The following is a 26,120-nucleotide window of genomic DNA, read 5'->3' on the forward strand; positions in this document are numbered from 1 at the left end:
TTCATTCTCCCTTTCGTCGCGACACGCAGCGAAAGCCGATGTGGCTCGTCGCGCTATCGACATGTTGCGGATGCCGCGCCGCCGGGCGGTAGCGCTGGCAATAGTTGACGGCGCAGAGGTGCGATCCGCCCTTCATGACCTTGCGACCGATGCGCGCGCCGGGTGTCGCATCGTCATAGCTTTGCGCGAGCGTCGCGCCGCGGGGATTGGCGATAGCGCAGCACGGCGATTTGCTCTTTGCCGCCTGCGGCGCCGCATACCAGTCGCGCGTCCATTCCCAGACGTTGCCGATCATGTCGAAAAGGCCGTAGCCATTGGCGGGAAAGCTGCCGACCGGCGTCGTGCGGTAATTACCGTCGGGCTTGGTCGTCGAGACGGGGAAGAGGCCGAGCCAATAATTGGCAAGGATAGCGCCGCCCGGCGCCAGTTCGTCGCCCCACGCAAATTCCCGCCCGTCGACGCCGCCGCGCGCGGCATATTCCCATTCTGCCTCGGTCGGCAGCGCCTTGCCCGCCCATTTCGCATAAGCCTCGGCATCGCAGTACGCGACATGGACGACCGGATGGTCCTCCATGCCTTGGATCGAGCTTTCGGGGCCGGTCGGATGCCGCCAGTCGGCGCGGGGAACGAAGGCCCACCATCCCGACGGATCGTCGAGCGGGATAAGTCCGTCGGCTTTCTGGAACAGCAGCGATCCGGGCTCGACGCCCTCGAGATCGGCGCCGGGGTACAGCTTGGGATCGGGCGGCAGTTCGGCAAGGGTGCGATAGCCGGTCGCGGCGACGAATTCGGCGAAAGCGGCGTTGGTTACCGGCGTCTCGTCGATCCAGAAGCTGTCGACCTTGACGCGGCGCAGCGGCCGTTCTTCGGGGTAGAAGCGGTCCGACCCCATGGTGAAGGCGCCGCCCTCGATGAAACGCATACCGTCGAGCGACGGGGCGGGGGCGGGGGCGGCACGGCGCGATGCGGCTTTCATGGTCGGGCGATCATTTCGATTCTCGGGTTTGGCTTGTTTGTTTGACTGCGCGCCTATTTGGGCAGCTGGGCAAGCCATTTCTTCAGTTTCGCCAGCAAGCGCCCGCGCACTTCGGGCTCACCTGCCGCGAGATCCTGTTTTTCCCTGGGATCGCGCACGAGGTTATAGAGCTCGACGTCGGTGCCGCCATCGTTCGCGAGAAGTTTCCAGTCGCCCTCGCGCACCGCAAAGCGCGGCGACACGTCGATCGGCTGGCTGGGCTTGCCCAAGAGGGGGCGCCCTTCCTTGCCATAGGCCCAGAACAGGTCGGGCCGCTGCGTGACCGGCTGACCGCGCAGCGCCGGCGACAGATCGATGCCGACGCTGCCCGCGGGTTTCTTGACGCCGAGGATGCTCGCGAAGGTCGGTAGCAGGTCGACGCCCTGCGCCACCGTCAGCTCGTCGCGCGTTCCCGCCTTCATATGGCCGCGCCAATAAAGGATCAGCGGCTGGCGGATGCCGCCTTCATAAAGGCTGAACTTGCGGCCGCGCAGCCCCTCGGTGCTTCCCGGCGCGGTCTCGCCGCGCTCATAATAGCGCGCGAGCGGGGAGGGCCCATTGTCCGACGTGAAGAGGATCAGCGTATTGTCCATCTCGCCCATCTGGTCGAGGCGGTCGAACAGGCTCCCGAGCGTCTTGTCCATCTTGACCAGCGAGGCGAGCATCCGGTCGTCGTCCGACGACTCCCCCTTGCCCATGACGTCGGACAGGCTTTCGTCGTCGGGCGCCCACGGATCATGGATGTCGTTGAGCCACAGGTTCACGAACCAGGGTTTCTGCGAACTCTGCGCGACAAAATCGACCGTCATCTCGGCGTAAAGCCCGGTGAGGTTGGTCTTGATCTCCCAGAAACGTGGCCCTTCGCCGAGTTTGTCCGACTGCTGGGCGAGAAAACGCTCTTCGTCGGACACGAGCACGCGCGGACCGAGCCCTTCGAAGGTCGTGAAACTCTTGTCGAAGCCATAGGCGGTCGGCCAAGGCGCATCGCCGATATCCCGTCCGCCGCCGAGATGCCACTTGCCGATATGCGCGGTCTTGTAGCCGTTCTGCTGGAGCAGCCGCGCGATCGTCGGCAGTTTCGGATCGAGCCAGTCGGCTTGCCCGATTTCGGCGTTGCGCGCACGCGCGCCGGTAATGCCGACAAAGCCGACGTCGGCGGGGAAGCGCCCGGTCAGGAAACCCGCGCGCGACGATGAACAGATCGGCGCGGCGTCATAGAATTTAGTGAGCAGCACGCCTTCGCGCGCGAGGCGGTCGAGGTTCGGCGTCCAGACCTTCTTGTTCCCCATCACCGACAGATCGCCGAAGCCCATGTCGTCGACGAGAATGAACAGGATATTAGGCCGGCGTTCGGCTTGCTTGCCGGCTTCGGCGGCGCGCGCCGGGGGCGCACTCTGCGCCAAGGCCGCCGCGGTAGGCACGGCCGCGATCGCCGCCAGGCTCATCGCCGCCGTCGCGAAAAAACGTCCACCGGCGAAAATGCGGTGCCGGCCGCGGGCCTTTCCGGCGGCGGGGAGGGCAGCGGTGAGCGACCGATTGAACATATTTTCTCCCAACCTCCCGATTCTGTCGGGTGAATACATATTTATCGTATTAATTAAGCTTGTCTACTTTTCTGTTGGGCCTAAACATTGGCGCAAGGCCGCTTCGCGGCTTCTCGAAAGGAGTCGAACGCCGTGTCGTGGGAACAATCGGGACTGGGGCAGGATGATGCCCCCGCTTCGCTCGGGCGCAATCTGACTTATGGGCTGCTCGACAATCTGGGGCGCGCGATCGTTACCGGTCAGTTCGACGACGAAGCTTTTCCGACCGAAGCCGAACTGACCAAGCGCCATGGCGTCAGCCGGTCGGTGACGCGGGAGGCGGTGAAGATGCTGACCGCCAAAGGGCTGCTCAGCGCACGGCCGCGGCAGGGTACCGTGGTGCAGCCGACCTCGTCGTGGAACCTGTTCGACACCGATGTGCTGCGCTGGCTGCTCGAACGGCAATTTTCGATCGAGCTGCTCAAACAGTTCAACCAACTGCGTGTCGCGATCGAGCCCGAGGCGGCGGCGCTCGCGGCCCAGTTCGGACGCGACGAAGAGCTCAAGCGGATCGGCGACGGCCTCGATCGTATGGCGGCGGCCGAACGCGGCGAGGATGATACGCTGGAGGCCGACATCGCCTTTCACGTCGCCGTGCTGCGCGCGTCGAACAATCCCTTCTACGCCCAGTTCCGCGATGTGGTGAGCACGGCATTGCGCACCTCGATCCGCTTTACCAACCGGATCAAGGGCCGCACCGCCAGCGTTGCCGACCATGCCGCGGTTCGCGATGCGATCGCGGCGCACGATCCCGACGCGGCGCGCAGCGCGATGCGCCACCTGATCGGCGACGTTCTGACATTGATTGACGACGCGGAGAAATAGCCTAGCGCATTTCCAGCGGCACAATCGTGCCATCGGCGCGATAGGCGATCGGCTGCACGATGAATTTGCGGCTACCCTTATACGGGCCGGGGCCGGTCTGCCCTTCCCAGCGGTGATAAGCGATATACCAGCGGCCATCGGCGGGGTCGTGCAGGAAAGCATGGTGGCCGGGGCCCTTGAAGCGATCGTCGCTCTCGACGATCTTGCCGCGCCAGGTCCAGGGGCCCGTCGGCGAGGGCGCGGTCGCATAGTGGACCTGATAGCTGTCGTGACCATAGCTGCCCGACGAATAGGAGAGATAATAGGTGCCGCCGCGTTCGTGCATGAACGCGCCTTCGGTGAAATGCGGCGGCGTTTCGACGGCGATCTCGCGGTCGATCGTCACCATATCGGGCTTGAGCGTCCAGACGCGCAGCTTCGCGCCCGCGCTGCCACCGGCATAGAGGTAGGGTGTCTTGCTTGCGGGATCGACGAAGACCGCAGGGTCGATCGCCTCGAACCCCTTGCCGCCGGTGATCAGCGGCTTGCCGCTGTCGGTGCAGGGGCCTTCTAGGCCGGCGCAGGTCGCGACGCCGATCCGGCTTGGCGTCGGATTCTGCGGTCCGACCGAATAATAGAGATAATGGCGGCCGTTCGCGGCGATCATGTCGGGCGCCCACAGCGCGTGACGCGGCGCGCCGTCGTCGCCGATCCAGCCGATTCGGTCGAGCGCGATCAACTCGGCGCCCTTTTTCCAGTGACGACGGTCGGGCGAGGTCCAGACGTGCAGCCGCCCGGTCCCGCCCGAATTGGTCGGATAGATATAATAACGCCCGTCCGCGGCTTCGAAATCGGGGTCGGCGCCGTCGAACGAGAGCGGGGCCGGCGCATCCGCCGCCACGGCCGCTGCCGAACCGGCAAGCAGCGCGGCGAGCAGGGCGCGGCGGAGCACCGGCCGCCGGATCATTTGGCGTTCGCCATCGGGACCACGCCCTTGGGTGCGGCGGCGAGGCGCTTGATCAGGTCGACCTCGGCCTGGCGATAAGGCTTGCCGTCGGCGCGGAAGACCTCGTGGAACCAGATCGTAGGCTCGTCATAGGTATAGGGCTTTTTCCAGCTATCCCACGGCAGGCGCGTCTGCGTCTTCCCGTCGGCGAAGCCCCAGTTATACATGCCGATATTGTATTTCTTGCCGATCGGCAGCGATCCGTCGAAGGTCGAGCCGTTGCCGCGCGCCATATATTCGGTGCAGAGCACCGGCCGGCCATAGCTCAGCATCTGCTTCGCGCGCTTTTCGAACTTTTCGGGCCAGCTGTAATCGTGGAAGCTGTTGATGTCCGACTGGGTGAGTTGCGTGCGCTCGACCGCGTCGACCTTGTCCATATTGTCCCAATTCTCGCCGATCCAGACGCCCGAGGTCAGCGGCTGGCTGGGGTTGGCGCTGCGCGCCCATTCGAAGACCTGCGGCAGCAGCAGCGCGACATATTTATTCTTGTCGGGGATGTGCTCGTAATTGCCGCCGCCCTTGTTGTTCGGCTCGTTCCACACGTCCCAGGCGATGATGCGCTTGTCGCCGGCAAAGGTGCCGACGATGTCTTTCACATAACCTTCGAGCTTGTGATATTGGCTTGCGTCCTTCAGCCGCGGCTCGCCCGGCGCCTGCACCCAGCGCGAATTGTGGACGCCGGGGATCGGCGGGCTCTGCAGGCCATAGACCGGGTTCGGATCCCACACGCTGTCGAACAGCACGAACATGATCTTGATCTTGTGCTTGTCGGCGATGACCAGAAATTCGTTCATCCGCTTTTTGAGGCCTTCGGGGTCGTTTTCCCAGAGCAGGTTGTGCAGGAAGACGCGCATCGTGTTCATGCCGATGCTGGACGCCCAGCCGAGTTCCTTGTCGATCGTCGCCGGATCGAAAGTGGGTTCGTGCCACATCTCGAGCTCGTTGACCGCCGAGCCGGGGTTGTAATTGGAGCCGATCAGCCACGGCTGCTTGTCGTACCAGCTGTTCGCCTGTTCCTTCGTCCATTGCTCGCGCGCGGCGGCAGGCTGGGCGGCAGTGGCGGCGATGGTGAACGCGGCGGCGGCGGTGAGCAGGAAACTCCGGCGGATCATGTCTCTTCTCCCTCTTGTGGTGTCTTTGGCGAGGGCCGGTTCGCCCCCGCATCACAACCGATGCCCCATTGATAGATTCGATTTGCGTCGATAGGAAGCATATATATCGTATAAATAGAGGGTAGGGCGGCGCGACCGCCAGAAAGCGCGAAAAGGCGCCGGCAGGGAGAGGCGGAGATGGACGATATCGGCGCGGCGACCGTACGGCGCATCACCTGGCGGCTGATGCCGCTGCTGTGCCTGCTTTACCTCGTCGCTTATATCGACCGGCAGAATGTCGCCTATGCCAAGCTCCAGATGGTCGGCGATCTCGGGCTCAGCGAGGCCGCCTATGGCCTGGGGTCGGCGCTGTTCTTTCTCGGCTATTGCATCTTCGAGATTCCGAGCAATCTGATTCTCGAACGCGTCGGCCCGCGAATCTGGTTCGCGCGGATCATCGGGGCGTGGGGCCTCGTAACGCTCGCGCTGGGGTTCGCCTGGGCGCCGACGAGCTTCTACATTCTCCGCTTTCTGCTCGGGGTGGCCGAGGCGGGTTTCTTCCCAGGGGTGCTCTACCTGCTGACCCTCTGGTTTCCGCAGGCCGAGCGCGCGCGGGCGATCGGGCTGTTCCTGATCGCAAGTGCCTTCGCCAACGCGGTCGGTGCGGCGCTCGGCGGGCTGCTGCTGGAGCTCGACGGCGTGGCCGGCCTGCGCGGATGGCAATGGGTGTTCATCGTCACCGCGATCCCGGCGGTGCTCCTCGTACCCGTCGTCCTCGCGCGCCTGCCGCGCGGCCCCGCCGAAGCCCGGTGGCTCACCGACGCGCAAAAGGCGTGGCTTGCCGAGACGCTTACCGCGGAAGGCGGCGTGCGCGAACAGGCCAACCCGCTGCGCGCGCTCGGCGACTTCCGCGTCATCCTGCTTTGCATCGCCTTTCTCGGCTTTCCGCTTTCGGCTTACGGCCTCAGCTATTGGCTCCCGACGATTGTTCGCGGCTTCGGGGTGAGCGATGCCGTGAACGGCTTGCTCAACGTCATTCCCTGGCTAGTGGTCGCGGCCGCCTTGTGGTGGCTTCCGCGTCGGGCGGCGCAGAGCACCGGCTCGCGTCGCTTCATGGTCGGGCCCGCCCTCGTCGGAGCGCTGAGCCTTGTGCTCGCGGTCGTCCTGCCGTGGCCGGTGCTTCAGTTCGCCGCGCTGTGCATCGCCGCTGCGGCGATCTTTGCCGGCCAGCCCTTTTTCTGGGTCTTGCCGGGCCGTTTCCTGACGGGTGCGGCGGCGGCGGCGGGGTTCGCGGCGATCAATTCGGTCGGCAATCTCGGCGGCTTCGTTGCGCAAGCGGTCGTGCCGAAAATCCGCGATGCGACGGGCAGCGACCTGGCGCCGATGATCTTCCTCGCGGCGATGCTCGCTTTTTCGACGACGGCGATCTTCCTGATCGAACGGCGCATTCCGCGCGGCGACCGTGACCGATTTCCGGTTGCCACGGCGGGTGACTCTTTATAAAACACATTGATCATATAAATTGGGAGGGTCCGATGAAGTCCGTATCGAAGCTGCTCGTGGTTGCCACCGTTTTGGCAAGCAGCGCCAGCGGTGCCGCCTTGGCGCAGACCGCAGCGCCGCCGCCGAAAAAACCCGCCAATTCGGCGATCAATACCGCGGGCTACACAGCGCCCGGCACGACCGAGGGCGGACCCGCCTATGTCGGCCCGATCATGACCGAATGGGGCCGCAAGGTGACCCCCGAAAATGCGTGGCGCAGCTATCCGCGCCCGCAGATGGAACGCGACACCTGGATGAATCTCAACGGGCATTGGGATTATGCGATCCGCCCGGCGAACGAACCGCAGCCCGCGGCGATGGACGGCAAGATCCTCGTGCCCTTCGCGGTCGAATCGAAATTGTCGGGCGTCGCGCGCAAGCTGATGCCCGACGACCGGCTCTGGTATAAGCGCAGCTTCACGCTGCCCGCCAAATGGCCGGGCCAGCGCACCTTGCTCCACTTTGGCGCGGTCGATTTCGAATCGACGGTGCTCGTCAACGGCGTCGTCGTCGGCAGCCACAAGGGGGGCTCCGACCCGTTCAGTTTTGACGTCACCCGCTACCTGCGGTCCGGCGCGAACGAACTCGTCGTACAGGTGACCGACCCGACCTCGACCGGCGACCAGCCGCGCGGCAAGCAGACGCTCGAACCGCGCGGCATCTGGTACACGGCGGTCAGCGGGATCTGGCAGACGGTATGGCTCGAACCCGTCGCCGACCTCCATATCGCCGACCTGCGCGCGGTGCCCGACATCGATAAGGGCGAGCTGGCGGTCGACGTCGCGCTCAGCAACACCGCGACGCCCAGCGACGCCGTGCGCATCACTGCGCGCGACAAGGGCAAGGTGATCGCGAGCACGATCATCCGCGGCAACCGGCAGGGCGTGCTCAAGATTCCAAATGCGCGCCTCTGGTCGCCCGATGATCCCTACCTCTATGATCTGACCGCCGAACTCGTGAAAGTGACTCCACCGAAGGGGGCGGGTAACGACCGGACGGGGCTGCCGCCGATGACCGAGCGCGAGGTTCAAGCCTATGCCGCGGCAACTGTCACCGGCGCGCCCAGCGACAGCGTCAAAAGCTATTTCGGGATGCGCAAGATTTCGACCGGTATCGATCCCAAGACCGGCAAGATGGCGCTGCTGCTCAACAACAAGCCGCTCTTCCACAATGGCACGCTCGATCAAGGCTGGTGGCCCGAAAGCCTGCTCACCCCGCCGTCGGAGGAAGCCGCGCGCAGCGACATCATCTTCCTCAAGAAAGCCGGCTTCAATATGCTCCGCAAGCATATCAAGGTCGAGCCCGCGCAATATTATCACGACGCCGACCGGCTCGGCATCCTGATCTGGCAGGACATGCCCTCGGGCGCGTTCGGCGATCAGGCGGTGCGGCGGCCGAGCGACCGCGAGGCGACCTTTACCTCGGCGGGCATGGCGCAATATCAGGCCGAACTAGCGCGGATGATCGGCGCGCTCCGCGCCTTCCCCTCGATCGTGATGTGGGTGACCAACAACGAGGGCTGGGGCCAGTACGATGTCAAGACCGTCGGCAGCATCGCCAAGAACATGGACCCGAGCCGCCTCGTCAATAATGCGAGCGGCTGGTTCGACGTGCCCGGAAGCGGGTCGGACGTCTACGACATCCACACCTATGACGAGGTGCCCGTCGAACCCGCGCCGCAGGCCGACCGCCCGATCGTGACCGGCGAATTCGGCGGCGTCGGGCTGCCGATTCCGGGGCATCTGTGGTTCACCGACCGCGACGCGCGCATCTATCAGTTCGCGACCGACAAGGAAGATTATCGCCGCCGCTACAAGATCAAGTTCGACGAGATCATCCGCCAAGCGAAGGAGCTGGGGCTCGCGGCGTCGGTCTATACCGAAACGAGCGACGTCGAGGGCGAACTCAACGGTCTCCTCACCTATGACCGCGCGGTGTCGAAGCTGCCGGTCGAGGATTTCGCCGAGATCGCAAAGCCGCTGTTCGAGGATAAATAAGGCAGGGGAAACGCCGATGGCACGACGCACCACGATGGCCCACTGGGCCGCGACCACCATGCTCGCGGCGCTGATGGGCGTCGCGGCGCCAGCGACCGCTTCCGCTGCCGACAGGTCCGCTCCGCCCGCAGCGGGCAAGCCCAATATCTTGTTCGTGCTCGTCGACGACATGGGCTTCGGCGACCTGTCGGCGATGGGGAACCAAAAGGTCCAGACCCCGAACCTCGACCGTCTCGCGCGCGAAGGCGTGCTGATGACGCAATTCTATGACGCGGCGCCGATCTGTTCCCCCTCGCGCGCGGGCTTTCTGACCGGGCGTTTTCCCGCCGAGGTCGGCTTCGTCAACTATGTCAGCGACCGCGCCTATAATAGATCGGTCGGTCAGGCCGACTGGCTCGACCCCAAGCTGCCCAATATCGCGCGGTTGCTGAAGGGCGCCGGCTATGACACCGCGCATATCGGCAAATGGCATCTTGGCGGCGGGCGCGACATCGGTGATGCGCCCTGGCCGACGGCCTATGGCTTCGACCATAGTTTCACGACCTTCGAAGGGCTCGGGCCCCGCGTGCTGGTGTCCGACGAAGAACGCTTCCTCGCCGAGCAGTCGGACAAACTCGGCGAAGGGCCGCGTTTTTGGGAATTGAAGACCAATCTCACCGGCCTCTACGCCGACATGACCGTCAACTTCGTCGCGCAGCATGCAGAGAGGCCGTGGTTCGTGAACCTCTGGCTCAACGATATGCACGATCCCTGGGCGCCCGACGACGAAAGCCTTGCGGACGTCATGGGCAAGGGCACGTCTTCCGATGACGACCGGATGCTCGCCTCGCTGGTCAAGATGGACAAGACGCTTGGGCGCCTGTTCGACCGCCTCGACCAGATGGGCGAGATGGATAATACGCTCGTCATCGTCACCAGCGACAATGGCCCGTCATCGTCGCCGCGCTATTATAAGGACGACCAAGTCGCGCCGGGCAGCACTGGAAATCTGCGCGGTCGCAAATGGAGCCTTTACGAAGGCGGCATTCGTCAGCCGCTAATCCTCTATTGGCGCGGCCATACTAAGGCGGGGTATCGCGACGAGCGGACGGTGGGGCAGGGTGTCGACCTCTTGCCGACGCTCGCGCGCATCGTCGGCGCGCGGGCACCGGCGGGAGTCGACGGGGTCGACCTGTCGCCGGTGATCCAGGGCCGCGCGATCGCGCAGCGGCCCGATCTCTATTGGGCCTATGGCAAGGAAGGCGCGGCGAAAGAGCCGCCGCAGCCGGAGCTCGAGCGCGATCAGGCGCCGCCCTTCGCGATCCGCGAAGGCGATTGGAAGCTGCTTGCCGAGGCGGGCGGGGCGAGCCCGCAGCTCTTCGATCTGGCACGCGACCCTGGCGAGGCGAACGATGTCGCAGCAAGCGAACCCGCGGTCCGCGACCGCCTGCTCGCCAAGCTCAAGGCGTGGATGGCGACGCTGCGCCGATAAGAAAGCGGCCCCGTCGCATGGAGCGCGGGGCCGACCGAATGACAGGAGCGCGCGGCGGCAGATCGCTGCCGCCGCGCATTTCCTCTAGAATTTGATGCGCACGCCCACCGAATAGGTCGTTTCGTCATACGCCATCTCGTTGTTGATATTCGTATATCCGGGATAGTCGTAATAGGTCGACGTGTTGTTCCCGAGGATGTTGGTGCCGCCGACATCGACGCGGATCTGGTCGGTGATGTCATAGCCGATGTTGAAATCGAGCCGTCCACCCCCGCGCGCGTAGGTGACGAGCGCTGGCACTTCGAGCGAAGCGATCGTCTCTTCGGTCATGGGCCGCAGCGTCGGTTGGCCGGTGGCGTCGAGCGAGAGATATTTTGAGCGATAGGTATAGACCAGTCGCGCGTTGATCCCGCTCTTTTCGTACAGCAGGCCGACGGTGTAGTTGTATTTCGACACGCCCTGAAGCGGATAGCCTGCCAGCGGATCGTCGCCCCCGACCTTGGAATCGGCCAGCGTGAAGGCTCCCTGCACCCCCAGCCCCGACAGCGCGCCGGGCAGGAAGTCGAAGAAATATTGGGTGCTGAGTTCGATGCCCTTCAGCGTCGCCTGGCCGACGTTGCGCGGGCGCGCCACCGAATAATCGACGCCATCGATCATCTCGACCGCGCCGCTCGTGATGACGCGATCGGTGATGTCGCGGTAATAGCCGGCGATCGCCACATAGCCGCTGGGGAAATAATATTCGAAGGTCGCGTCGAGGCTTTCGGACTTCTGCGCCTTGAGGTCGGGGTTGCCCGCATTGCCGGTGCTCTGAACCAGCGGGTTGTTCGACTGGTTGAGCGTGATCGCCGGGTTGAGCGCTTCGAAGTTCGGGCGGCGCAGCGACTTGGCATAGCCGAAGCGGACCTGGATATTGTCGCCGATCCGGAAGCGCGCCGTCGCATTGGGAAGCCAGTCGTGATCGACCGAGTCGGCGGTCAGCCTGTCATATTCGCCGCCCTCCGCCTCCACGAACGTGCCGATCGTACGGCTCGTGCGGATATAGCGCACCCCGACGACGCCATCCAATGTGATGCTGTTCGACAGGTCGGTTTCATATTTGCCCTGCACATAGGCGGCGAGCGTATCCTCCTTCGCGTCGAACGCACGGCCCGGATCGAAGTCGGGCCGGCCCGCCGGCAATCCGAAATAGGCGCGCGCGGCGTCGAGCCCGTCTTCCGAGAGGAGGAAATCAGGGTTGGGGATGTAGAAGCGCGAACCATTGTTGAGGTCGGGTGCGCGCGAGCCGAGCACCAGGAAATCGTCGGGCAGTCCGGTATCGGAGACGAGCACCGCGGTCGCCTCGCTCCCCGTCCCGATATTTCCGCCGGGCGTCGCCGTGTTGAGATTGACCGCCTGCTCTTCGGCCGAACGATGTGCGTAGCGAACACCGACCGCGATATTCGACAGGAAGCCGTCGAGATCATAATCGACGTCGCCCTTGGCCTGGAACAGCTTGCCGCGGTTCTCGGTGAAATTCTGGATCAGCGCGTTGCGGATATAAAGATTGTCGCGGCTGAGCAGGGCATCGCCGGGCACCGTATATTCGGCGTGGCCGTCGTTATCCATCGTCACGGTCAGGCTGGGCAGCCGCTGGCCGATGTCTGAGGTGATATTCTGCAGCTCGTATTTCGAGGTCTGGTATGCGACGTCGAGCACCGCGTTCAGTCGGCCCTCTTCATATTTCAGCCCGCCGGCGAACTGCTTGTTACGCTGGTTGAGGTCGCGCGCCTGCGTCGTCTGGTTCGACACGAGGTTGACGAAGGTCATGCTTTCGGGCTGGCACAGCTCGACCGGGTTATCCAATTGTGCCTGGGTCAGCGTCCACGACTTGTTGCCCTCGGCGTCGGTCTGGATGACCGGGTTGTTGCCGTTCGAACGGACATAGGTGTTGATGCAGCTCGTGCCGGGGGTGACGTCGGTGATCGTCGTACCGTTGGTAAAGGGCTGGATATTTGCACCGTTGCGGCTGCCGCGGTCGCGGAAATAGGTATAGAAGCCCTCGGCATAGACTTCGAGCGACGGCGAGGCTTGCCATTGCAGCGCGCCGTTGAACTGGTGCCGCTCGATAAAGCCTTGTTGCGGGAAATTCTGGAGGATGCCGGGGATGACATAGCCCGGCGTGTTGAACGGCGCGGTGTTGGTGCTGCGCCGCTGGAACAATACGGTCGTCGCGCGATAATAGTCGGACTTCGAATAGGTGCCGTTGATCAGCGCCCCGATCTCTCCGATGCCGGTGTCCCAGCGGTCGGTCGCCAGCAGGCTGAACTGCGGATTGATCTTGTCGACGCGATCGCCGTAATTGGCGCGGCCGCCAAGGACGACGGTCGGATCCCTGAAATTGAACGGACGGTTGAGCTGAAGGTCGATGACCCCGGCAAGCCCGCCTTCGGTCAGCTCGGCGGTCTGCGACTTGAAAACATTGACGCGCGACAGCGCTTCGGCAGGCATGTCCTGCAGGTCGAAGTTGCGGCCGATGGTCGAAAACACCTCGCGGCCATTGACCGTGGTGAGCACGTCGGGAAGGCCGCGGACGCGCACATCGCCGAGCTCGTTGTTGCGGTTTACCGACACCTGGACGCCGGGTACGCGCTGGAGCGCGGCGGCAGTGGTGGGATCGGGAAGCTTGCCGATGTCCTGCGCGACGATCGCATCGACGACCTGCACCGACTCGCGCTTGATATCGGCGGCGCGCTCGAGCGAGCGGCGGATGCCGGTGACGACGATCGCATCCCCGGTGTTTTCCTGCGGCGCGTCGACCAGCGTGTCGCTGGCGACGGTGCCGTCCGCGTCGGTCGACTGGCCCCACGCCGGTACACTCGCGACGAGTGCAATGACCGACACGGCGGCCGCAAAACCTGTCTGCTTCTTCATCTTCCCTCTCCCAGTTCCGTGCGCAGGCATTTTTGCCCTTGGCGCCGGCAAACAGGAGGCGGGCCGTGGATGAGTCGGCGGGGGCACTCCGGCCGCAAACCCGACTCTACCCAGCTCTTCCGCACCCTTTTCGTCGACGCTTCGCCGCGGACGTTGACCAACGGGCCAAACAAAGTCAATATATATATGATAAATCGGTGAATAGGGAGAGTGCTCGGTGAATATCAGATTTGCTGCCCGCCTTTTGGCCCGTGCGGGCTGCGCCGCCGCGGCGATCGCAACCGCCGCCTTGCCGTCGGTCGCGATCGCGGCCGAGGCGGCGCCGGCCCGTCCGCAACCGACTCGTCCGAACGTCGTGGTGATCCTTCTCGACGATGTCGGCTTTTCCGACATGGGCAGCTTCGGCGGCGAAATTCCGACGCCGAACATTGATGCGCTGACGAAAAACGGTCTCGCTTTCACGCAATTCTACAATAATGCGCGGTGCAGCCCGTCGCGGGCGTCGCTGCTGACCGGCACCTATCCGCATCAGGCGGGGCTGGGGCATCTCGAATCGGTCCATGTGCCGGGCTCGAAGGGGTTGCACAGCAAACTGTCCGATCGCGTCGTCACTTTGGCCGAGGTGCTGCGATCGGCGGGCTATTTCACCGCGATGGCGGGCAAATGGCATCTCGGCATCTCGCGCGGCGTCGGCCCGTGGCAGCGCGGCTTCAACCGCTCGCTGACCTCGCCTTCGGGCGAGCTATATTACCGCGACCAGCCCCAACCCCTGGCAAAATCGGTCTATATCGACGGCGAGCGCGTGCCCGCCAGTTCGCCGCGCGTCGGGCAGGGCTATTGGTATTCGTCGGACATGTTCGTCGACTGGCAGGTGAAGTTCATCGGCGAGGCGCGCGAACAGCGCAAACCCTTCTTTCTCTACATGCCCTTCGTCGGGGCGCATTTCCCGCTGATGGCCCCGCCCGAGGATGTCGCGAAATTCAAGGGCCGGTACATGCAGGGCTGGGAGGCGGTGCGCCGCGATCGCTTCGAGCGGCAAAAGCAGCTCGGCATCATCGCCGCTGACGCCGAACTGCCCGCCGCGCTGCCGGGCAGCTACGACTGGAACAAGCTGTCACCGGCGGAGAAGGATCGCTTCGACACGATGATGGCGGTCTATGCCGCGGTGATCCACCGCGTCGACCGCTCGATCGGGACGCTCGTCGATCGTCTGCGGCAATCGGGCGAGCTCGACAATACGCTGATCCTCCTGATGAGCGACAATGGCGGCACCGCCGAAAGCGGCCCCGACGGCCGTCTTAAGGGCGAAGGTCTGCCGGGCAGCGCGCAGTCGGTGGTCTGGACCGGAATGAACTGGGCGACGCTGCAGAACGCGCCCTTCCAATATTACAAACACCACACCTATGAGGGCGGGATCGCGACGCCGCTGATCGCGCACTGGCCGCGCGGGATCGCGGCGAAGGCGCGCGGCACGCTGGTGCGCGAGCCGGGGCATCTGATCGACGTCATGCCGACGCTCGTCGAGCTCGCCGGCGCCACCTATCCCAAATCCTTCAATGGCCATGCGATCCTGCCGATGGAGGGGCGTTCGATGGTCCCCGCCTTCCGCGGCGAGGCGCTGACGCGCGGCAAGCCGATTTTCTGGGAGCATGAGGGCAACCGCGCCGTCCGCGACGGCAAGTGGAAACTCGTCGCGGGCTTCGAGAAGCCTTGGCAACTCTTCGACATGACCGCCGACCGCACCGAAATGCACGATCTCGCCGCGAGCCAGCCAGATCGCGTGCGCAAGATGGCGCAGCAATGGGACGCTTGGGCGGCGCGCAGCTTTGTCGATGCCTGGAGCGACGCTTATGACCCGCACCTCAAAGGGCGCGAGCGTCAGATCTGGGGGGGCGCGGAGGTTCCGCAACTGCCCCATGCGCAGATCGGGAAATAGGAGGCTTTTACGTCGCTGGCGAGGCTATATCCTGCGTGAGCGCCGCCAGGAAATCATCGGCCCAGCCGATCACATCGGCGTCGCGGACGACGGCGTAGAGCTTTTCCCAGCGCGCCTTGCGCTCGGCGAGCGGCATTTGCATCGCGGTCCAGATCGCGCGGGCGACCTCGCCGCCGTCGTGCGGATTGACGAGCAGCGCATCGGTCAGCTGTTCGGCCGCGCCCGCGAAACGCGAGAGAATGAGTACGCCCGGATCTTCGGGATCCTGCGCGGCGACATATTCCTTCGCGACGAGGTTCATCCCGTCGCGAAGCGGGGTGACGAGGCCGATCTTCGCCGCGCGATAGAAGCCGAACAGCTCCGCCCGCCCGAAACCGCGGTTGACGTATCGGATCGGGACGAGGTCGACGTCCGAATGCGCGCCGTTGAACTGGCCGGTTTTCTGCTCGAGCGTCGCGCGGATTTGCTGATACGAACGGACGTCTTCGCGCGAGGGCGGGGCGATCTGGACGAAAAGCAGCTGGTTGACCATGTCGTCATGGCTGGAGAACAGCCGTTCGAGCGCGTCGATCCGTTCGGGCAACCCCTTGCTGTAATCGAGCCGGTCGACGCCGATCGCGATCGTGCGTTTGCGCGCGCTGCCGCCGAGCCGCTGCTGCGATCGCCGGGCGATCTCGGTTTCGCCGAGCGCCATGAATTCGGCATGGTCGATACCGATGGGAAAGGCGCGTGCGATGGTGCTTTGGTTGCCGATGCGGACCGCGCCGCTGTCCTCGTCGACCTCGGCGCCATGCTCCTTGCGGCAATAGTGAAGGAAGCTTTCGAGCCATTCGACCGACTGGAAGCCGATGACGTCATAGCGAAGCATCGCGGCGACGAGCCGCTCGTGATGCGGGAGCGAAACGAGCAGGCGGGTCGGCGGCCAGGGGATATGCAGGAATAAGCCGATGCGGTTTTGCACGCCGTGCGCGCGCAGCCGTTCGCCGAGCGGCAGGAAGTGATAATCCTGCACCCAGACGACGTCGTCCTTCTCGATCAGCGGAAAGAGGCTGTTCGCGAATTGCTCGTTGACGCGTTCATAGCCGCGACCGAATTCATTCTCATATTCGGCAAGGTCGATGCGGTAGTGAAAGAGCGGCCACAGCGTGCGGTTGGCATAGCCGTTGTAATATTCCTCGACATCATGGGGTTCGAGGTCGACCGTTGCGGTGGTGAAGCCGTCGACGCGTTCCATCGTGAGCTGGCCGGTGAATTGTTCGACCTCGTTTCCCGACCAGCCGAACCATATCCCGCCGCGTTTGTGCAGCGCCGCGCTCATCGCGACCGCAAGCCCGCCCTGCGCTCCCGCCGCGCCGCGGCCCTTCGCGACCGACACGCGGTTCGAGACGACGATCAGCCGGCTCATCGCACCGTGTCCCAGCCGCGCGACAGCAGCCCGGCGCAATGGATGATGCCGACGAGCGAATAGGTTTGCGGGAAGTTGCCCCAGAGCTCGCCATTCTCGAAATCGAGATCTTCGGAGAGCAAGCCCGAAGGGGTGCGGTGCGCGAGCATCTTTTCGAACAGTTCGCGCGCCTCGTCGCTTCGCCCGCACAGGTGCAGCGCCTCGATCAGCCAGAAGGTGCAGAAGTTGAAAGCGGTCTCGGGCAGGCCGAAATCATCCTCGCTGTCGTATCGCAGCATATGTTCGCCGCGGCGCAGTGCCTTCTCGATCGCGGCGAACGTCGCCTGAAAACGGGGGTTGTCGGCGCGGATATAGCGCAGCTCGACCATCTGGAGCAGGCTGGCGTCGAGGTGGGCATGGCCGAAGGCGGCGCCATAATGGCCGGCAGGCTCATCCCACGCCTCGCGTTCGATCGTTTCGCGGATCTTCGCAGCGCGGTCGTTCCAATAGGCTTCGCGGTCGGGCTTGCCGATCCGCGCCGCAACGTTGCCGAGCCGGTCGCACGCCGCCCAGCTCATCACCGCCGAATAGGTGTGGACGAGCTGTTTGGTGCGGAATTCCCACAGTCCTGCATCGGGCTGGTCGTGCATCGCCCATGCGACCTCGCCGACGCTTTCGAGGCTTTCGAAATCGCGCTCGTCGGCCATGCGGAACAGGCGCTGGTCAAAGAAACCCTGCACGGTCGGCAGCACGATCTGGCCATAGGCGTCGTGCTGGACCTGCTGATAGGCGGCGTTGCCGATGCGCACCGGCCCCATGCCGCGATAACCGGCGAGATGTTCGGCAACCCCCTCGTCGAGTTCGGCGATGCCCATCACCGAATAGAGCGGCTGGATCTGCCCGCCTGCGGCGCGATCGACGATGTTGCGGAGGTAAGCGAGATATTTTTCGAGCACGTCGAGCGCGCCGAGTCGATTGAGCGCCTGCACCGTGTAATAGGCGTCGCGTATCCAGCAATAGCGATAGTCCCAGTTGCGCTCGCTGTGCGGGGCTTCGGGAATCGAGGTCGTCAGCGCGGCGACGATCGCGCCGGTTTCCTCATGCTGGCAGAGCTTGAGCGTGATCGCGGCGCGGATCACCGCATCCTGCCAGTCCATGGGTGTCGCGAGCCCGCGCACCCAGCTGCGCCAATATTGACCCGTCGCTTCCTCCATCCCGCGCACCGATTCGCGAACGTTGCCGGTAAAGGGCTCGTCGGGGCCGAGAAAGAAATGGAGGTCGGATTCGACGCGGAATGCGAGCTCCTGCATAAGATAGCCGACCGGCGCATCGGTGGTCAGGCGGAGCGGCTGATTGCCGATTAGATAGCGGATATGGTTGGTACCACGCGTCGTCGGGGCGGTTTCCGCGCCATGGCCGCGCATCGGCGACAGGTTCATGCGAACGCGCGGGCTGCCGGCAACGGGGCGGACGATGCGCGTGTAGGCGACCGGCCGGTACATGCGTCCCGAGCGTTCTGCGCGCGGGCAAAAGTCGATAATATCCACCGCGCTGCCATCGGCGGCTTCGAGGCGCGTCACGAGGATTGGCGTGTTGCGGCTGTATCGCGGGGTGGCGCGCACCTGTCCCTCGAGCGCGAAACGCCACACCCCCTCGTCCTGCCGCTCGCCGTTCATCAGGGCGCAGAAGACGGGATCGCCGTCGACCCGCGGAACGCATCCCCATACGAGCCCCGCCGCGCTGTCGACGAGGGCGCTGACCTGGCAATTGCCGATCGGCCAGAGCGACAGATCGCTCACAGGCCCAGCCAATTATAGACCTCGCGGGTGCCGGGAAGCCGGTAATGGGCGATGGTCGGACGCGGCGCGCCGACGAGGATGCCGTGTCCGCCCGCAGCGGCGGCGGCGGCAAACCCGTCTTCGTCGGTAATGTCGTCTCCGATGAAAACCGGCGTGGCGCCGGCATAGGGCGACTGGTCCAGAAGCCGCGCCACCGCCCGTCCCTTATTGGCTTGGGCCGGTCCCAGTTCGACAACCATCTTGCCTCGCCGCACGGCCAGACCTTCGCGCTCTGCAATATCGTCCATGACGCTAAAGACGGCTGCCTCGGCATGTGGTTCCTGCCGGTAATGGATTGCCATGCCGTGCGGCTTGGTTTCGACAAGCAGGTGGGGCCACCGCGCCGCGAGCGACGCGATTGCCATGGTTGTATCGCCGGATAGCGTGACCGCCGGCACAGTGGCATCGCCTTGTTCGGCGCCGTGCGAACCCACGATCCTGATCGCCCCGCGCCCGAGATGCCCGCCTATGTCCGAAAGCGACCGCCCGGTGATCAGCGCGAGGCGGCCATCCACGCGCGCCGCCAAGGCTTCGAGCCGTCGTAAAAGGCCGTCGGGGACCAGGATCGCGTCCGGCGTTTCCGCGATGTCGACTAGCGTGCCGTCGAAATCCAGAAAGAGCGCCACCGGCTGCTGTGCCGCCCATTGCGTAAGCGGTGGCGGAAGCGGCAGATGGTCCCTTTTGTGCATCGCAGCAAGGCTAGAGGCCAAGGATGCGGGGGTCAACCATCGACCGGCCGACCGGAGCCGCCGCTATTTGCCTCCGCAATCGGGACAGACACCCACGACTTCCACGATGACGCGGCTCGGGCGGAAGCCTGCAGCTCGGCACAAGCGGTCGACTTCGGTCTCGTATCCGGCGTCGAGCGTGCGGGTGCGGCCGCAGCCGCGACAGATTGTTATCGCTCCGGGCTGGCCGCCGGCCTCGAAATAGGCATTCAGCGTTTCGACCCGATGGACGCGCCCGCCCAACCGATCGAGGATCCGATAGACCTGATTGGGCGCCAGCGGCACACCGAGCACCCGGCTTTGGCGCGCGATCCTGTAGGCTCCGAGCGGCCGCGGACTGGCACGCACGATTGCCATGACGACTTCCTCGAGCTCCGCGGGCGTCCGCTTGGCATTTTCGCGTCGCGTATCTTTGCTACCTGCACCGATGCCGAGCGGGCGGATCTGCTCGCCATGCTCAGGCAAGGGTCCGGCGTAGCCGCCAGTTGATAAGATGCCCGCCGATCAGAAACAGGCTGCCGATCGCCGTTATCCCCGCCGACGCCGGCTCGCCCCAGACGGGGAACAGCGCGGCCACGATGCAGGCGACCCCGGCCGCCCCAAGCTGTGCCGGAAGAAGGGCGCGGTGCCGGCGGTAGCCGAGAAGGAACGCGAGGGCGGCCGCGGGGACGACCAGCACCGCCGCCACGATGTGGAAGACCTCCGATTCGAAAAAGGTACCGGCGAGCATCGGCAAGGCGAGCAGGATCAGCGGCAATGCCAGACAATGTCCGAGGCAGAGAAGCGAGGCCGACACCGCCGTTCCTTCGACGAGGTTCGTCGTCATTTGGCGCCGCGAGGGGCGCGAGGGGAGAGCGCACATGCAAGAAAAGCCTTGAGGGGTTGTGATATGAGATAACGTATCATATACGGCCGGCGTCCAGATAAGAAAGGGGTTTTTGTGAAGTTTCGAGTTCTCCTCCTGTCCGCCGCGGTTCCGGCGGTCGTTCCGCACATCGCCTTTGCGGGCGAAACGGTGCCGGCGGTCAAATCCGCTGCAGGGCCCGACGCCGGCTTCATGCAGGCCGGCAGCACCGCCGATCCCGAGATCGTCGTCTCGGCCAATGTCCTCGGCCTCCGCGCCGACGAGACCGCAACGCCGGTGATCACGCTGACTGGTGAGGAACTGGTTCACCGCCGTCAGGCGACGCTCGGCGACACGCTCGCCGGGCAGCCGGGAATAAATTTCGACAATTTCGGCGGCGGCGCGAGCCGTCCGGTGATCCGCGGCCAGACGGCGCCGCGCGTTCAGGCGCTCTCCGACGGCGCGAGCATCCACGACGCGTCGGCGATCTCGCCCGACCATGCGGTGACGACCGAACCTTTGCTGCTGCGCGGAATCGAGGTGCTGCGCGGCCCATCGGCGCTGCTTTACGGCGGCAGCGCGATCGGCGGCGCGATTAACCTTCTCGACGAAAAGGTGCCGACCTCGATACCCGAAGGCGGCATCGCGGGCACGGTCGAGGGGCGCTTCGGTACCGCGGACGACGAACGGTCGCTCGTGGGCGGGATCACGATCGGCGGGCAGGGGCTCGCGCTGCGCGTCGAGGGCGTCCATCGCTCGTCGAACGACTATCGCGTGCCGAAGGGCTTCGGCGAGCGCCATGTCGACGGATCGTACAACGACACCTCGACCTTCACCGTCGGCGGCTCATGGGTTGGCAGCGGCGGCTATCTGGGGGTCGCTTACACCCGCCAGCGGAGCGAATATGGCCTGCCCGGGCACAGCCACGATTATGAAGGCTGCCATCCGCACGGCAGCAGCCTCCATTGCGGCGGGCACGGGCACGACGACGAGGATGATGATCACGACCATGATCACGACCACGAGCATGAGGAAGTGCCGTTCGTCAAACTGCGCAGCGAGCGGTTCGACATCCGCAGCGAATATGAGGATCCGCTGCCCGGGTTCGAAAAGGTGCGCTTCCGCCTGTCGTTCACCGATTATGAGCATGACGAGATCGAGCATGACGAGGTCGCGACGACCTTCAGCAACAAGGCGCACGAGCTCCGCTTCGAACTGGCGCACAAGCCGATCGGCCCTCTGCGTGGGGCATTCGGGGTGCAGCATTCGGAAAGCAAGTTCAGCGCGGTCGGCGAGGAGGCGTTCCTGCCCGAAAGCGAGACGCGCAACACCGCGCTTTTTCTGATGGAAACGCTCGATGCCGGTCCAGCCCGCTTCGAACTCGCGGCGCGGCAGGAATGGCAGAGGATCGAGACGACGCTGAACCGTGAGGTCAGCCACAAGCCCTTCTCGATTTCGGGCGCGGCGATCTGGGACATCGGCGGCGATTATTCGCTCGCGCTGTCGCTCGCGCGCTCGCAGCGCGCGCCGAATGTGCAGGAGCTTTATGCGCGCGGCATCCATCTTGCCACGAACACCTATGAACTCGGCACCGCGACGCTCGGCAAGGAAACCGGCAAATCGATCGACCTGACCTTCCGCAAGATAAAAGGCGCGACCACCTTTACGATCGCGGCCTATCATCAGGATTTCGACAACTATATCTTCGCCAACACGCTCGACCGGTTCGAGGATTTCCGGCTCATCCGCTACACCGCCGCCGACGCGACCTTCACCGGCGTCGACGGTGAGGTGCGGCATGATTTCGGCACCGTCGGCGTGTCGCTGTTCGGCGATTATGTGCGGGCCAAGTTCAAGGGGGATCTCGGCAACCTGCCGCGCATTCCTGCCGGCCGTCTTGGCGCCCGCGCCGACGGGCGATGGGGGCCGCTGTCGGGCGACGTCGAATATTATCACGTCTTCGAACAGGACCGGATCGCGGCGTTCGAAACGCGCACATCAGGCTATGACATGCTCAACGCGACGCTCGCCTACAAGCTCGCACTCGGGCCGAAGGCCGACGCCGAATTGTTCGTGCGCGCGACGAATTTGACCAACGAACTCGCCTATAACCACGCGTCCTTCATCAAAAATGCGTCGCCGCTGCGCGGACGGAATTTCGTCTTCGGGTTGCGGACGAGCTTATAGGGCCAAAGGGGGCGACCGGAAGGAGGGGCATATGGTCCCGCGCCCCTCCTTCCGCCGATCTTTTCAGACGGGCTCGGCCGCCAGGACATAGTCGAAGCCGTGGCGAAGCCCGTCCTCGCGTACGACATGCGCGAGGGCTTCGGCCCGCAACGCCTCGCCGCGCGCAGCGAGGGCGCCCGCTAGGCCGCGGTCGGCGATCCTTGCGAGCCGCGGCGCACACATGTCGATCTGGCTGTTGACGAAACGCTCCTTGTAGCGGTTCGCGAACCGCTTGGCGGCGATGACGCGGTAGCCCGACGCTTCGAGATGATCGACCGTCCATTGCGCCGGATATTCGCGATAGGGCTGTTCGCCCGCGTGGAGCAGGCAGGCATCGCGGAAGCGTCCGATCTCCCAGATCAGCCGCCCCGCTTCGGTATCTGGCGCGCCGGTCACATAAGGCTCCAGCCCGACGACATAGAGCCGTCGTCCGACGAACGGACGCAGCCGCGCGAACAGGCGATGCTGGAAATAGGGCGCGAAACCGTCGATTGCGCCGAGAAGGTAATCCGCCAGCACCGTGTCATATCGCTCGCCCGCCAGCAGCGCGGGGTCGGCCCAGTTGCCGACGATGATGCGGTCGGCGGTGCGGCGCTTCGCCGCGATCGCATCGGCGACCTGCGCGGCGTGGGCTCCGGCGCCGCTCACCGCGGTCCAGCATTCGGTGGCGAGCGAACCGATCCAGCCGATCGAGTGGGTTCCCGTCCCGGCATCGAGGAATTTGCCCCATGGCTGCCCATCCTGAAGGGCTTCGATTTCCTGAAAAAGTCCCGAAACCGACTGTCCCTGTTCACCATCAAATATCATTAGCATGATATAAAGTATCATCGACGCTTTATCAAACACCGAACCCGCCGATGGCAAATCAGCGGCGCATCGGCCTTGCGCAAGCGACGATCAACGCCGCCTGGTGCCGTAATCGATCCGGATTCGGACCCAGCTACCCACCATCGGCCGCCCGCCAAGCCGCGGAGGCCGCACCTGAAACTGCCACGCCGCGGCGAGCACCGCGCGATTGATCTGCGATCCATACGGATATTCGTCGAGCCCGACGCAATCCTCGACCCGGTAATCGGGCGCCGTGCGGCAGGCGATCAATCCCCAGCCGGGCCCGCTGGCGGTGGACAGATAGCCGCGCAACTCGCCATCGCTCGGCTCGCGGTACCAGGCGGCCGCATAGAGCGGCTCGCCGTTGGGTGCCGTTCCCACGCGTTCGGTGTCGCGCGAAGAGGATGATCGGCCTGTATCGGGTGGTCCGTAAACCGGCCCGCCCTGTGGACGCGCGGCCTTCGGGGGACTCGCCGGCATTGGCCGCTGGACGGGCGCTGGCATTGGCGGCGCGGCCGGCGGTTCGGGGACTTGCGGCGGCAGCGGTGTCAACGGCTGCGGTTCGTCGGGTTCTGGCTGCGGCGAGGTGGTCCGTTCCTCGGTCTGCTGGCGTTCCGGGCTGTCCGGCTCGGGCGCATCTTTCGCGGTCTCGGCGGCCTCGAGGCTCACCACGCTGATCGACTCTTCCTCAGCGTCAGGCTGCGTTCCGGGCCCCCACGAGAGGAGCATGAGCAGCAGAAGTCCGGCAATCGCCACGGCCAGGCTGATGGCAAGCGTGCGGCGACCTACCCCGATGTTGAGCTGTGCGACGTAGGGCGTGGCCGGAACAGGGTTCAGTCGAAGCAAGGTGTTTCAGCGTAGCCCTGCACAAGTCTGGAAAGATATGGCTCCCCGGGTAGGATTCGAACCTACGACCGATCGATTAACAGTCGATTGCTCTACCGCTGAGCTACCGAGGAACACGCCGCCGATGCGGACAAGGCGGCCCCTTTGCCGCCAACCGATATAATTATCAAGAGGGTTTTGGCGGCTTTGTGACTCTCAGGCGATAAATTGTTCCATCGCGATGCGTTCGTCGAGGCCCTGGTCGGGATCGAACAGCAAAGTCAGCGGCCGGCTGCGGTCAGTCGTGACAAGCACGGTCTTCACGTCGCGGATCTCGCGCTGGTCGGCGACCGCGCTGACCGGGCGTTTGGCGGCCTCGCGGACGTTGAAACGGATGCTCGTCGATTCGGGGACGAGCGCGCCGCGCCAGCGCCGCGGGCGGAAGGGGCTGATCGGCGTGAGCGCGAGCATCGCCGAATCGAGCGGCAGGATCGGGCCGTTCGCGCTGAGGTTGTAGGCAGTCGATCCGGCAGGGGTCGAGACGAGCACGCCGTCGCAGGCCAATTCCTCGAGCATCGTCTTTTCGTTGATCATCACTTCGAGCTTCGCGGCCTGGCGCGTTTCGCGGAGTAGCGAAATTTCGTTGATCGCCGGCAAAATGTGCCGCTCCCCGCTGATCGTGGTGATGTCGCCCGACAGCGGATGGATCAGATAGGGGCGCGCGGCGGCGATGCGGTCGAGCAGCCCTTCGACGCGAAACTCGTTCATCAGAAAGCCGATCGTGCCGCGGTTCATTCCGAAGACGGGCAAGCTGCGGCGCTGGTCGAGCAGCTGATGCAGCATGTGCAGCAGGAAGCCATCGCCGCCGAGCGCGATCAAGAGGTCGGCCTCCGCCAGATCGACGAAGTCGTAGAGCGGGCGAAGTTCGGCTTCCGCTTCCATGGCCGCGGGCGCATTCGATGCGACAAGCGCGATCTTGCGTTGCATATTGTCCGGTTCCCCCGTGCCTTCGAATATGGGAACGGCCTGTCAGCCGCCCGTTGCACTCATATGACGCGCGACCGCCGGTTTGGACTCTCGTTCGATATGAAAGTCATGCGCGCGGGGTTTGCCAGCCAATGCGGCGTCAATCAAGCCGTCGACGTCGCCGTCTTCGCGCAAGGCTGCGCGCAGGTCGACATGATCGTCCTGGCCGAGGCACATATAGACGCGGCCTTCGACGGTCAGGCGTATGCGGTTGCACGTCGCGCAGAAATTGTCGCTGAGCGGCGTGATCAGCCCGAGCGTGACCGGGCTGTCCTCGACCGCGAAATAGCGCGCCGGGCCACCGGTGTGTTTGTCGACGGGAAAAATGGCATGCGCATCGCGCAGCGGCGCGATGAAATGATGGAGCGGGATATAATGATCGCTGCGATCGTCCGCGATCTCGCCGAGCGGCATCGTCTCGATGAGCGTGAGGTCGCAGCCGGTCTCCGCGCAATAATCGAGCATGGGGAGCAGTTGATCCTCGTTGAGTCCAGCAAGCGCGACCATGTTGATCTTGATCGCCAGCCCGGCCGCGCGCGCCGCCTCGATCCCGCGCAGCGCGACATCGAGGTCGCCGACGCGCGTGATATGCCGGAACGCCGCCGGATCGAGGGTGTCGAGGCTCACGTTGATACGGCGCACCCCTGCCGCCGCCAGCATCGACGCATGTTCGGCAAGCCGCATCGCGTTGGTCGTCAGCGTGAGCTCGTCGAGGCCGTGGCCGATCAGCGCCCCCAATCGCATCGCGAGCGTGTCGATACCGCGCCGCACGAGCGGCTCGCCGCCGGTCAGGCGGATGCGGCGGATGCCGCGTGCGACGAAACGCTCGGCAAGTTCGGCCATTTCCTCGATGCTGAGCACCGCCGACCTGGGCAGGAAGGTCATGTCTTCGGCCATGCAATAACGGCAGCGCAGGTCGCAGCGGTCGGTGACCGACAGGCGCAAGTAACTGATCTGGCGACCAAGTCCGTCGATTAACGGTGCCGACGACGCGGCGTGGTGGGATAATGAGACAGCCACGGACATATTGTGGTGCAAAAGGCAGGAGCTTGGCAAGGAAAGC

Annotated in this window: 20 protein-coding genes and 1 tRNA gene; 6 read left to right on the plus strand and 15 right to left on the minus strand. The window is 64.7% G+C overall.

The window, feature by feature from the left end; genetic code table 11:
- Nucleotide 1 precedes the first annotated feature (1 nt).
- Together OVY29_RS00480 and OVY29_RS00485 are read right to left on the minus strand one after the other, a co-directional pair.
- Nucleotides 2-922 (minus strand): formylglycine-generating enzyme family protein, encoded by a 921-nt coding sequence (locus OVY29_RS00480; RefSeq protein WP_313912032.1) that lies wholly within the window; start codon nt 920-922, stop codon nt 2-4.
- 107 nt (nt 923-1,029) lie between these two features.
- Nucleotides 1,030-2,559, minus strand: a complete 1,530-nt coding sequence (locus OVY29_RS00485; RefSeq protein WP_313910625.1) for a sulfatase-like hydrolase/transferase — start codon at nt 2,557-2,559, stop codon at nt 1,030-1,032.
- Nucleotides 2,560-2,691: 132 nt separating this feature from the next.
- Between OVY29_RS00485 and OVY29_RS00490 the strand changes: the two genes are divergently transcribed.
- Nucleotides 2,692-3,423 carry a FadR/GntR family transcriptional regulator gene (locus tag OVY29_RS00490; protein ID WP_235211465.1) on the plus strand — a complete coding sequence of 244 codons (732 nt, stop codon included), beginning with the start codon at nt 2,692-2,694 and terminating at the stop codon, nt 3,421-3,423.
- Between the two features lies 1 nt (nt 3,424).
- Here the strand turns inward: OVY29_RS00490 and OVY29_RS00495 are convergent, their stop codons facing one another.
- Nucleotides 3,425-4,369 (minus strand): family 43 glycosylhydrolase, encoded by a 945-nt coding sequence (locus OVY29_RS00495; RefSeq protein WP_313910626.1) that lies wholly within the window; start codon nt 4,367-4,369, stop codon nt 3,425-3,427.
- Nucleotides 4,366-5,520 (minus strand): endo-1,4-beta-xylanase, encoded by a 1,155-nt coding sequence (locus OVY29_RS00500; protein ID WP_313910627.1) that lies wholly within the window; start codon nt 5,518-5,520, stop codon nt 4,366-4,368. Before OVY29_RS00500 ends, OVY29_RS00495 begins: the two co-directional genes overlap by 4 nt.
- Nucleotides 5,521-5,697: 177 nt before the next feature.
- On the opposite strand from OVY29_RS00500, the gene OVY29_RS00505 reads away from it, so the two are divergent.
- From OVY29_RS00505 to OVY29_RS00515, 3 genes are read left to right on the plus strand one after another with little or no spacing between them, the layout of a single operon-like run.
- The gene (locus tag OVY29_RS00505) at nt 5,698-7,002 is read left to right on the plus strand and encodes an MFS transporter (RefSeq protein WP_313910628.1); all 1,305 of its coding nucleotides are present in this window, start codon (nt 5,698-5,700) and stop codon (nt 7,000-7,002) included.
- 32 nt (nt 7,003-7,034) lie between these two features.
- The gene (locus tag OVY29_RS00510) at nt 7,035-9,038 is read left to right on the plus strand and encodes a glycoside hydrolase family 2 protein (protein WP_313910629.1); all 2,004 of its coding nucleotides are present in this window, start codon (nt 7,035-7,037) and stop codon (nt 9,036-9,038) included.
- A 16-nt stretch (nt 9,039-9,054) separates the two neighbouring features.
- The gene (locus OVY29_RS00515; RefSeq protein ID WP_313910630.1) at nt 9,055-10,509 is read left to right on the plus strand and encodes a sulfatase-like hydrolase/transferase; all 1,455 of its coding nucleotides are present in this window, start codon (nt 9,055-9,057) and stop codon (nt 10,507-10,509) included.
- Nucleotides 10,510-10,593: 84 nt separating this feature from the next.
- Here the strand turns inward: OVY29_RS00515 and OVY29_RS00520 are convergent, their stop codons facing one another.
- The gene (locus tag OVY29_RS00520; protein ID WP_313910631.1) at nt 10,594-13,422 is read right to left on the minus strand and encodes a TonB-dependent receptor; all 2,829 of its coding nucleotides are present in this window, start codon (nt 13,420-13,422) and stop codon (nt 10,594-10,596) included.
- A gap of 217 nt (nt 13,423-13,639) precedes the next feature.
- On the opposite strand from OVY29_RS00520, the gene OVY29_RS00525 reads away from it, so the two are divergent.
- Nucleotides 13,640-15,358: an arylsulfatase gene (locus OVY29_RS00525; RefSeq protein ID WP_313910632.1), complete on the plus strand. Its 1,719-nt coding sequence runs from the start codon at nt 13,640-13,642 to the stop codon at nt 15,356-15,358.
- 7 nt (nt 15,359-15,365) lie between these two features.
- On the opposite strand, the gene OVY29_RS00530 is transcribed toward OVY29_RS00525, so the two are convergent.
- From OVY29_RS00530 to OVY29_RS00550, 5 genes are all read right to left on the minus strand, one after another.
- The gene (locus OVY29_RS00530) at nt 15,366-16,763 is read right to left on the minus strand and encodes a trehalose-6-phosphate synthase (protein ID WP_313910633.1); all 1,398 of its coding nucleotides are present in this window, start codon (nt 16,761-16,763) and stop codon (nt 15,366-15,368) included.
- Nucleotides 16,760-18,541, minus strand: coding sequence for a glycoside hydrolase family 15 protein (locus OVY29_RS00535; RefSeq protein ID WP_313910634.1), 1,782 nt, complete (start codon nt 18,539-18,541; stop codon nt 16,760-16,762). The genes OVY29_RS00530 and OVY29_RS00535 overlap by 4 nt, the downstream gene beginning before the upstream one ends.
- Nucleotides 18,538-19,269, minus strand: coding sequence for a trehalose-phosphatase (gene otsB, locus OVY29_RS00540; RefSeq protein WP_313910635.1), 732 nt, complete (start codon nt 19,267-19,269; stop codon nt 18,538-18,540). The genes OVY29_RS00535 and otsB overlap by 4 nt, the downstream gene beginning before the upstream one ends.
- A gap of 63 nt (nt 19,270-19,332) precedes the next feature.
- Nucleotides 19,333-19,773 (minus strand): hypothetical protein, encoded by a 441-nt coding sequence (locus OVY29_RS00545; RefSeq protein ID WP_313910636.1) that lies wholly within the window; start codon nt 19,771-19,773, stop codon nt 19,333-19,335.
- Nucleotides 19,766-20,134, minus strand: a complete 369-nt coding sequence (locus tag OVY29_RS00550) for a MerC domain-containing protein (protein ID WP_313910637.1) — start codon at nt 20,132-20,134, stop codon at nt 19,766-19,768. Before OVY29_RS00550 ends, OVY29_RS00545 begins: the two co-directional genes overlap by 8 nt.
- 114 nt (nt 20,135-20,248) lie before the next feature.
- Here OVY29_RS00550 and OVY29_RS00555 point away from each other — a divergent pair, with 114 nt between their 5' ends.
- Nucleotides 20,249-22,339, plus strand: coding sequence for a TonB-dependent receptor domain-containing protein (locus OVY29_RS00555; protein ID WP_313910638.1), 2,091 nt, complete (start codon nt 20,249-20,251; stop codon nt 22,337-22,339).
- Nucleotides 22,340-22,402: 63 nt separating this feature from the next.
- Here the strand turns inward: OVY29_RS00555 and OVY29_RS00560 are convergent, their stop codons facing one another.
- The 5 genes from OVY29_RS00560 to moaA form a co-directional block, all read right to left on the minus strand.
- Nucleotides 22,403-23,191, minus strand: coding sequence for a hypothetical protein (locus tag OVY29_RS00560; protein WP_313910639.1), 789 nt, complete (start codon nt 23,189-23,191; stop codon nt 22,403-22,405).
- A gap of 84 nt (nt 23,192-23,275) precedes the next feature.
- Complete coding sequence (locus OVY29_RS00565; protein ID WP_052182106.1) at nt 23,276-24,052, minus strand: hypothetical protein; 777 nt, start codon at nt 24,050-24,052, stop codon at nt 23,276-23,278.
- A gap of 38 nt (nt 24,053-24,090) precedes the next feature.
- Nucleotides 24,091-24,165, minus strand: a tRNA-Asn gene (locus tag OVY29_RS00570).
- A gap of 82 nt (nt 24,166-24,247) precedes the next feature.
- Nucleotides 24,248-25,018, minus strand: a complete 771-nt coding sequence (locus tag OVY29_RS00575) for an NAD kinase (protein WP_136173569.1) — start codon at nt 25,016-25,018, stop codon at nt 24,248-24,250.
- A 42-nt stretch (nt 25,019-25,060) separates the two neighbouring features.
- Complete coding sequence (gene moaA, locus OVY29_RS00580; protein ID WP_313910640.1) at nt 25,061-26,083, minus strand: GTP 3',8-cyclase MoaA; 1,023 nt, start codon at nt 26,081-26,083, stop codon at nt 25,061-25,063.
- Nucleotides 26,084-26,120 lie beyond the last annotated feature (37 nt).

It is taken from the genome of Sphingopyxis sp. SE2, assembly GCF_032227185.1.
Lineage (GTDB): Bacteria > Pseudomonadota > Alphaproteobacteria > Sphingomonadales > Sphingomonadaceae > Sphingopyxis.